Genomic DNA, 7441 nt, shown 5'->3' on the forward strand with positions numbered 1-7441 from the left:
ACCCGGCGGCGCGGTGGTTCCTTGGGCGGCACTGCGTCACCTGCCGGGGCTCGTCGAGGGCTGGTCTGCCGGGGTACGCGGCCCGGCGGGCGGGGTCGCGGAGGTGCTGGGCTGGGCTGCGGCACCCGAAGGGCCGGCCGACGCCGACGGAGAGGGCGAGGCCGGGGCGGTGGTCGGGGACGGGGTGCCGGTGGAGGACGCGGTCTCGGGGGGCGCCGCCGGCGTACTGCTCTTCGGCCGCGGCGGTGCCGGGACGGGCTCGGCGGTGGTCTCGGCGGGTACGCCGCGGACCGTGCCGTCCGGGTTCAGGAAGGCGGGGCTGCCGCCGGGCACCATGCCCAGTTCGCGGGCGCGCCGCTCCAGGGCGTCCGGCTTGGAGTAGTTGTCGACGTCGTGCTGGAGGGCCTGCTCCTCGTCGGTGAGCTCGGTGGTCCGTTTCTTCAGCTCGCTCAGCCTGAACGACCCTTCGTTGAGGGCCGAGTTGAGCACCAGGAGCGTGATCAGGCCGCCGCCGAGCAGCACCACGACCAGCAGGACGAAGGGGGTACGGGCCGCGTTGCTGGGCCCGGACGGCATCAGCCGGGCGAGCCGCGCGGCGCGCCCTTTCAACTGCCCGGCCGGTTTGCTCACCGCGCCGCCCCGTGCGTCACCGGTCTCCGGGTTCCCGGACGGCGGACGCTCATCGTTCCTCCTCGCGGATCCGCTGGGCGCCGCGCAGCCGGGCGGGGGCGGCACGCCGGTTCTCGGCGACCTCCTCCTCCGTGGGCAGTTCCGCGCCACGGGTCAGCAGCTTCAGCCGGGGCTGGTAGCGCTCGGGGACGACCGGCAGGCCGGGCGGCGCCGTGGTGGCGGCGCCCGCCGCGAACACCTGCTTGACCAGCCGGTCCTCCAGCGAGTGGTACGAGAGGACGGCGATGCGGCCGCCGACCGCGAGGCTCTGCACGGCAGCCGGAATGGCCCGCTCCAGGACGGTGAGCTCGCCGTTGACCTCGATGCGCAGCGCCTGGAAGGTCCGCTTGGCGGGGTTGCCGCCGGTGCGCTTGGCCGCCTGGGGCAGCGAGTCACGGATCAGCTCGACGAGCCGGGCACTGTTGCTGAACGGCTCCTTCTCGCGCTCGCGCACGATCGCGGAGACGATCCGCTTGGCCTGCTTCTCCTCGCCGTAAGCCCGCAGGATCCGAACCAGTTCCCCCGGCGGGTAGGTGTTGAGCACCTCGGCGGCGCTGATGCCGGTCGTCTGGTCCATGCGCATGTCGAGCGGGGCGTCCTGGGCGTACGCGAATCCGCGGTCGGCCTCGTCCAGTTGCATGGAGGAGACGCCGAGGTCGAACAGGACGCCCTGGACCTTCGGGATGCCGAGCCTGTCGAGCACCTCGGGCAGTTCGTCGTAGACGGCGTGCACCAGCGTGGCCCGGTCACCGTACGGGGCGAGCCGCTCGCCGGAGAGCCGCAGCGCCTCCTTGTCCCGGTCCAGCCCGATCAGCCGTACGGACGGGAAGGCGGCGAGCAGCGCCTCGCTGTGCCCGCCGAGGCCGAGCGTGCAGTCGACGACCACGGGCGCCTGCGGGCCCGGCGCCTCCAGAGCCGGGGCCAACAGGTCCAGGCACCGCTGGAGCATCACCGGGACGTGTCGGGTCTGGCTCATGCGCCCTCTCAGGCTCAGGTCCCGTGTGGCCGCACGTACGGCCTGGTCCCCGCCCGCTCAGAAGGGGAGGTGGGCCGGCGCCGGGGAAGGGGCGTCGGCCGACCGGCGAGCGGGAGAGGGCCGGGCCCGTACGTACGCCGCACACACAGGGGAAATCTACGGAATGTGCAGGGTGTCGGTAACTTCCCGTCACTTTAGTCCACCCTGCCATTCGATCGATTCCCGATCAATCAACCCGGCTGCGCGTCGCCGGGCCCCCTGTTCACCCGCCCGAATGAATGGCCGTGAAGCTTGTGGGTTACCTCACAACAAGCCTCGTTGACGTTCTTTGTCCCTTCCCACAGCACGACGGGAGCAGGAGCGGGAGCTAACGTCATATCCATGTCGACTTCCGCGCACTCCCCCGTCCGGTCTTCCGGGACCGCTGCCGACCAGGCCCGCACCGGGGGCACGGTCACCGACCGCCTTGTCGAGGCGAACGTCCGGTATGCCGCCGAATTCGAAGACCCCGGCATGGACGCCAAGCCGGTGCTGCGCGTCGCCGTGGTCGCCTGCATGGACGCCCGGCTCGACCTGCACGACGCGCTCGGCCTGTCGCTCGGCGACTGCCACACCATCCGTAACGCGGGCGGCGTGGTCACCGATGACGTGATCCGTTCGCTGACCATCAGCCAGCGGGCCCTCGGCACCCGCAGCGTCATACTCATTCATCACACCAACTGCGGCCTGGAATCGATCACCGAGGAATTCCGCCAGGAGCTGGAGGTCGAGGTCGGCCAGCGTCCGGTCTGGGCGGTCGAGGCGTACAAGGACGCCGATCAGGACGTACGGCAGTCGATGCAGCGGGTGCGCACCTCGCCGTTCCTGCTGCACACCGACGACGTCCGCGGCTTCGTCTTCGATGTGACCAGCGGCCTGCTGCGGGAGATCCTCCCCGCCTCCTGACCTCCCGGGCACCACCCACCGGAAACCAAAAATCCCACCGAAACCGGCATATCGCCCCCACTTATCCACAGGCGAGTGACACGAAGCGGTAACGGCAACAAGAATGCGCGTGTGACATCCCGCCGGACGTTTCCGAAGGGGTATCCGTGTTTCGGGGTGGGCCGGACCGCTGCGTGCGCGTCGGCCCGTGGATTGGGGTATCCCCCTGCTCCTGGTGAGCGTGGGGCAGGGCCGAGGAGGGCCGGGTGACGACCTATGACGATCGAGCGAGCCTCACAGATCTGACCACGACCGCGGAGCGGGTGCGCAGGTCGGTGGAGAGTGTGATCGAGGGCAAGCCTGAGGTCGTACGGCTTTCGCTGACCGTACTGCTGGCGGAGGGGCATCTCCTCATCGAGGACGTCCCCGGGGTCGGCAAGACGATGCTGGCCAAGGCGCTGGCACGGTCCATCGACTGCTCGGTGCGGCGCATTCAGTTCACTCCGGATCTGCTGCCTTCGGACATCACCGGTGTGTCCATCTTCGACCAGCAGCGGCGCGACTTCGAATTCAAACCGGGCGCGATCTTCGCCCAGATCGTGATCGGCGACGAGATCAACCGTGCCTCGCCGAAGACCCAGTCGGCGCTGCTGGAGTCCATGGAGGAGCGCCAGGTCACGATCGACGGGCACAGCTACGAGCTGCCCGATCCGTTCATGGTGGTGGCCACCCAGAACCCGGTCGAGATGGAGGGCACCTATCCGCTGCCCGAGGCCCAGCGCGACCGGTTCATGGCGCGGGTGTCGATCGGCTATCCGACCGCGGACGCCGAGCTGCGGATGCTCAATGTGCACGGCGGCCTCTCGCCGCTCGACGACCTCCAGCCGGTGGCGCACGCACACGACATCGTGAAGCTGATCGACGCGGTGCGGACGGTCCATGTGGCCGACGCCGTGCGGCGGTACGCGGTGGAGCTCGTCGGGGCCACCCGCAGCCATCCCGATCTCCGGCTCGGCGCCTCGCCGCGGGCCACCCTGCATCTGCTGCGCGCGGCGAAGGCCTCCGCGGCGCTGAGCGGCCGGGACTACTGCCTGCCGGACGATGTGCAGGCGCTGGCGGTCGCGGTGCTCGCGCACCGGCTGCTGCCGACGGCACAGGCCCAGCTGAACCGTCGTACCGCCGAGCAGGTCGTGCTGGAGATCCTCCAGCAGACACCGGTTCCGACCGCTGGCGGCGCCACCCAGGTGCAGCATCAGCCGGGCCGTGCGGCGTACGGCCGGCAGCAGCCCGGCGCACGGCGGGTGTGATGACCGCCGGGGGGCCGCCCGCGATGGACGACGGCGACGAGAAGGGTGGTCTGCGGACCGCCCTGAGCGGGCTGACCACGCGTGGGCGGTCCTTTCTGGCGGCCGGTATCGCCGCGGCGATCTGCGCCTATGTGCTCGGGCAGGCGGATCTGCTGCGGGTCGGGCTGCTGCTCGCCGCGCTGCCGCTGGTCTGTGTGGTGGTGCTCGTCCGCACCCGCTACCGGGTCGCGGGCACCCGGCGGCTCTCGCCGTCCCGGGTCCCGGCGGGCGCGGAGGCGCGGGTCCACCTGCGGATGGAGAACGTGTCGCGGATGCCCACCGGACTGCTGATGCTCCAGGACCGGGTGCCTTATGTGCTCGGGCCGCGGCCCCGGTTCGTGCTGGACCGGGTGGAGGCGGGCGGCCGTCGCGAGGTGTCCTACCGGGTGCGCTCGGATCTGCGCGGGCGCTATCCGCTCGGGCCGTTGCAACTGCGGCTGAGCGATCCGTTCGGGATGTGCGAGCTGACCCGTTCGTTCAGCGCGTACGACACCCTCGTCGTCATTCCGCGGACCGAGCCGCTGCCGCCGGTGCGGCTGGCCGGCGAGGCCTCGGGGTACGGCGAGGGACGGCAGCGTTCGCTGGCGCTGGCCGGTGACGACGACGTGATTCCGCGCGGCTACCGGCACGGCGACGATCTGCGCCGGGTCCACTGGCGCTCGACCGCGCGCTACGGCGAGCTGATGGTGCGCCGCGAGGAGCAGCCGCAGCGGGCCAGGTGCACGGTCCTGCTGGACACCCGGCGGATCGCCTACCAGGGGACGGGGCCCGACTCCGCCTTCGAGTGGGCGGTGTCCGGGGCCGCGTCCGCGCTGATGCACATGCTGGAGCGCGGTTTCGCCGTCCGGCTGCTGACCGACGACGGGAAGGCGGTTCCGGGCGAGGGCGCGGGCGGTTTCGCCGGGTCGACACAGGAGTCCGCCGACTCGGCGGGGCTGATGATGGACACCCTGGCGATGGTCGACCACTCCGACGGCAGCGGGCTGTCGCGCGCGTACGACGTGATGCGCGGCGGCAACGAAGGGCTGCTGATCGCGTTCTTCGGTGATCTGGACGAGGAGCAGGCGGCGGTGGCGGCGCGGATGCGGCAGCGCAGCGGCGGCGCCGTCGCGTTCGTACTGGACAGCACGGCCTGGGTGCAGGGCGACGTCCCGCCCGCGAGGGCGGAAGAGGCGTCCGAGCGGCGGCTGCGGCTGCTGCGGGAATCGGGCTGGACGGCGGTGCCGGTGGCGCCCGGGACCTCTCTGGCCCGGTACTGGCAGCAGGCGGGGCACCAGGGCGTGGCGGCGCAGTCCGCCGCGGCGGGCGGCACGACGGGTTTCTCCGGGGGATGGTCATGAGCAGTCGTGGTCGGCTGGCGCTGTGCGCCTTTGCGGCGACGCTGATGGCGGCGGCCTCGATGCTGCCGCTGGTGGAGCCGGCCGGGTGGATCCTGCAGGCCGCGTTCCTGCTGGCGGTCCAGAGCGGGATGGGTGCGCTCGTCCGCCGGGCGCCCGTGCCCCGGGTGCTGGTCATCGCGGTGCAGGCGCTGTTCACCCTGGTCCTGCTGACGGTGGTGTTCGCCAGGGAGCAGGCGTTGGCCGGTGTGCTGCCCGGCCCGGAGGCCGTCCAGCGGCTCGCGCATCTGCTGGCCTCGGGTGCCGAGGACGTCGGGAGGTATGCCACTCCGGCTCCCGTGACGGACGGCATCCGGCTGATGCTGATCGGCGGTGTGCTGCTGATCGGCCTGGCCGTGGATGCCCTCGCCGTGACGTTCCGCAGCGCGGCCCCGGCCGGTCTGCCGCTCCTCGCGCTGTACTCGGTGGCCGCGGGGCTGTCCGAGGGCGGAGCGGACTGGCTGTGGTTCCTGCTGGCGGCCGGTGGCTATCTGCTGCTCCTGCTGGCCGAGGGCCGGGACCGGCTCTCCCAGTGGGGGCGGGTCTTCAGCGGCGCGGCCAGCAGGTCTCCGGGTGGGCCGGCGGTCGGTGCGGCGATTTCGAGCGGCCGGCCGACGGCCCCGGTCCGTACCGGTCGCCGCATCGGTGCGCTGGCGCTGGGCGTCGCGCTGGTCGTCCCGGCGGCACTGCCGGCTCTCGAAGGCGGAATGCTGTTCGGGGCGGGCGGCGGCGGGAACGGCAAGGGTGGCGGCGGCACCATCTCCGCGGTGAACCCGCTGGTCTCGCTCCAGGACAATCTGAACCAGCCGGAGAATCAGCAGGTGATGTCCTACCGCACCAATTCCGGCACCCCGCAGGACTTCTATCTGCGGATTCTGGCCCTGGACCAGTTCAACGGGAGCGAGTGGCGGCCCTCCACGCGCCGTCTGAGGGATGTGCCGAAGCGGCTCCCGGATCCGGAGGGCCTCGGTCCGGACGTGGCGGTCACGGAGGTCAGGACGAACATCTCCGCGTCCCGCTCCTACCAGCAGACCTATCTGCCGCTCCCCTACCCGGCGACCGAGGTCAAGGTCGACGGGCGCTGGCGGTACGAACCGGCGGGGCGGACGCTCGTGGGTGACCGCGGGGAGACGACCCGCGGCGCCCAGTACCAGGTCTCCAGTCTGGTGGTCGAGCCGACCGCCGAGCAGCTCGCCGCGGCGGGCCCCGCACCGGCCGCTCTGCGGCGCGAATACACCCGCGTTCCCGGCTCCCTGCCGAAGGTGGTCGAAGAGACCGCGAACAAGGTGACCAGGGGCGCCGCCAACGATTATGAGCGGGCGGTGAAGCTGCAGAACTATTTCGCCTTCGACGGCGGCTTCACTTACGACACCTCGGTGAACTCGGGCACCGGAAGCGCGGCGATCAGCCGGTTCCTGAAGGACAAGCAGGGCTTCTGCATCCACTTCTCCTTCAGCATGGCTGCGATGGCACGGACGCTGGGCATTCCGGCCCGGGTCGCGGTGGGTTTCACGCCCGGCACCGGGCAGCCGGACGGTTCGGTCTCGGTGGGGCTGCGCGATGCGCATGCCTGGCCCGAGCTGTTCTTCGAGGGCGTCGGGTGGACCCGTTTCGAGCCGACTCCGACACGGGGCAGCACGCCGCAGTACACCCAGCAGGACGTCCCCACCGGCGACACGGAGGTCCCGGCCCTGCCCGAGAAGGGCTCCTCGGCGGCTCCCTCGATCGCGCCGTCCGTCCCGGACAGCTGCCCGGCGCAGTTGCGCAAGCAGGGCGAGTGCGGCAGCTCGGCGGCGCCGGGGGTGACGCCTCCGACGGACTCCGGGACACCCACGAGCACCGTTGTAGGTCTGGTCCTGCTCGCCACAGTGATCCTCGCGCTGCCCCTGCTGCCGCTGCTCTGGAGGCTCCGGGCACGCCGGCACAGGCTGAGTCTCTCCGCCGGGCGTACGTCGGTCCGGGGCCGGGCCGCGGCGCCGCCGACGGGGCGGGGCACCACCGGCACCGACCGATACCACGGCATCGAACCGGACCAAGCACCGGACTCCACGACGGCCGTATCGCCCGCGGCTCCGTGATCACCGCCAAACAGAACGACTACGTACAGGCGGCACGGGCGCTCGGCGCCTCCAACTCACGGATGATGCTGC

The 7441-nt window shown here is 71.6% G+C and carries 6 protein-coding genes and 1 pseudogene; 5 read left to right on the forward strand and 2 right to left on the reverse strand.

Translation table 11 applies throughout. The features are described from left to right. Positions 1–36: 36 nt before the first annotated feature. Positions 37–630: a septum formation initiator family protein gene (locus tag ABZY11_RS41415; RefSeq protein WP_356484116.1), complete on the reverse strand. Its 594-nt coding sequence runs from the start codon at positions 628–630 to the stop codon at positions 37–39. A gap of 49 nt (positions 631–679) precedes the next feature. After that, a complete protein-coding gene (gene rsmH, locus ABZY11_RS41420) occupies positions 680–1645 on the reverse strand; it encodes a 16S rRNA (cytosine(1402)-N(4))-methyltransferase RsmH (RefSeq protein ID WP_356484117.1) in 966 nt (321 codons plus the stop codon). 381 nt (positions 1646–2026) lie between these two features. Here rsmH and ABZY11_RS41425 point away from each other — a divergent pair, with 381 nt between their 5' ends. The 5 genes and pseudogenes from ABZY11_RS41425 to ABZY11_RS41445 form a co-directional block, all read left to right on the forward strand. Next, positions 2027–2590 carry a carbonic anhydrase gene (locus tag ABZY11_RS41425; RefSeq protein ID WP_356484118.1) on the forward strand — a complete coding sequence of 188 codons (564 nt, stop codon included), beginning with the start codon at positions 2027–2029 and terminating at the stop codon, positions 2588–2590. 245 nt (positions 2591–2835) lie between these two features. Next, positions 2836–3876, forward strand: coding sequence for a MoxR family ATPase (locus ABZY11_RS41430; RefSeq protein WP_356484119.1), 1041 nt, complete (start codon positions 2836–2838; stop codon positions 3874–3876). Further along, the gene (locus ABZY11_RS41435; RefSeq protein ID WP_356484120.1) at positions 3876–5255 is read left to right on the forward strand and encodes a DUF58 domain-containing protein; all 1380 of its coding nucleotides are present in this window, start codon (positions 3876–3878) and stop codon (positions 5253–5255) included. Before ABZY11_RS41430 ends, ABZY11_RS41435 begins: the two co-directional genes overlap by 1 nt. Further along, on the forward strand, positions 5252–7369 hold the full coding sequence (locus ABZY11_RS41440; RefSeq protein WP_356484121.1) for a DUF3488 and transglutaminase-like domain-containing protein: 2118 nt from the start codon (positions 5252–5254) through the stop codon (positions 7367–7369). Before ABZY11_RS41435 ends, ABZY11_RS41440 begins: the two co-directional genes overlap by 4 nt. Beyond that, positions 7348–7441 (forward strand): annotated as a pseudogene (locus tag ABZY11_RS41445) (ABC transporter permease); the annotation flags it as partial. The gene ABZY11_RS41440 and the pseudogene ABZY11_RS41445, both read left to right, overlap by 22 nt.

Source organism: Streptomyces sp. NPDC006510 (assembly GCF_040611955.1).
Taxonomy (GTDB): domain Bacteria; phylum Actinomycetota; class Actinomycetes; order Streptomycetales; family Streptomycetaceae; genus Streptomyces.

What these genes read in the sequence shown, in the direction of transcription:
- ABZY11_RS41440 (WP_356484121.1), top strand. Translation starts at nt 5,252, where the DNA reads ATGAGCAGTCGTGGTCGGCTGGCGCTGTGCGCCTTTGCGGCGACGCTG.
- ABZY11_RS41425 (WP_356484118.1), top strand. Translation starts at nt 2,027, where the DNA reads ATGTCGACTTCCGCGCACTCCCCCGTCCGGTCTTCCGGGACCGCTGCC.
- ABZY11_RS41435 (WP_356484120.1), top strand. Translation starts at nt 3,876, where the DNA reads ATGACCGCCGGGGGGCCGCCCGCGATGGACGACGGCGACGAGAAGGGT.
- rsmH (WP_356484117.1), bottom strand. Translation starts at nt 1,645, where the DNA reads ATGAGCCAGACCCGACACGTCCCGGTGATGCTCCAGCGGTGCCTGGAC.